Source organism: Weissella oryzae SG25 (assembly GCF_000691805.2).
GTDB classification, from domain to species: domain Bacteria; phylum Bacillota; class Bacilli; order Lactobacillales; family Lactobacillaceae; genus Weissella; species Weissella oryzae.
Genome location: NZ_DF820530.1, coordinates 1 through 496 on the forward strand (window position 1 = coordinate 1; position 496 = coordinate 496).

At 40.5% G+C, this 496-nt stretch carries 3 tRNA genes; all 3 read right to left on the reverse strand.

Annotated features, from left to right (window positions below):
• Positions 1 to 40: 40 nt before the first annotated feature.
• Positions 41 to 113 (reverse strand) — tRNA-Lys (locus TT13_RS10880).
• Positions 114 to 222: 109 nt separating this feature from the next.
• Positions 223 to 295: transfer RNA gene (locus tag TT13_RS10885), tRNA-Lys, on the reverse strand.
• Positions 296 to 405: 110 nt separating this feature from the next.
• Positions 406 to 478, reverse strand: a tRNA-Lys gene (locus TT13_RS10890).
• Between the last annotated feature and the right edge of the window lie 18 nt (positions 479 to 496).

A 496-nucleotide genomic window follows, 5' to 3' on the forward strand; every position in this document is an offset into this window, starting at 1 on the left:
AAAAAGTGCTTAGTAGTTAATACTACTAAGCACTTACTTATGGGCAGTCAGGGGCTCGAACCCTGGACCCACGGATTAAGAGTCCGTTGCTCTACCAACTGAGCTAACTGCCCATGTGTTATTTCTCAACAACAGATAATAATATATCATAATTGAAAAGCTATTACAAGTGCCTAGTAAATAAAAAGTGCTTAGTAGTTAATACTACTAAGCACTTACTTATGGGCAGTCAGGGGCTCGAACCCTGGACCCACGGATTAAGAGTCCGTTGCTCTACCAACTGAGCTAACTGCCCATGTGTTATTTCTCAACAACAGATAATAATATATCATAATTGAAAAGCTATTACAAGTGCTAAGTAAACAAAAAGTGCTTAGTAGTTAAATACTACTAAGCACTTACTTATGGGCAGTCAGGGGCTCGAACCCTGGACCCACGGATTAAGAGTCCGTTGCTCTACCAACTGAGCTAACTGCCCATGTGTTATTTCTCAACA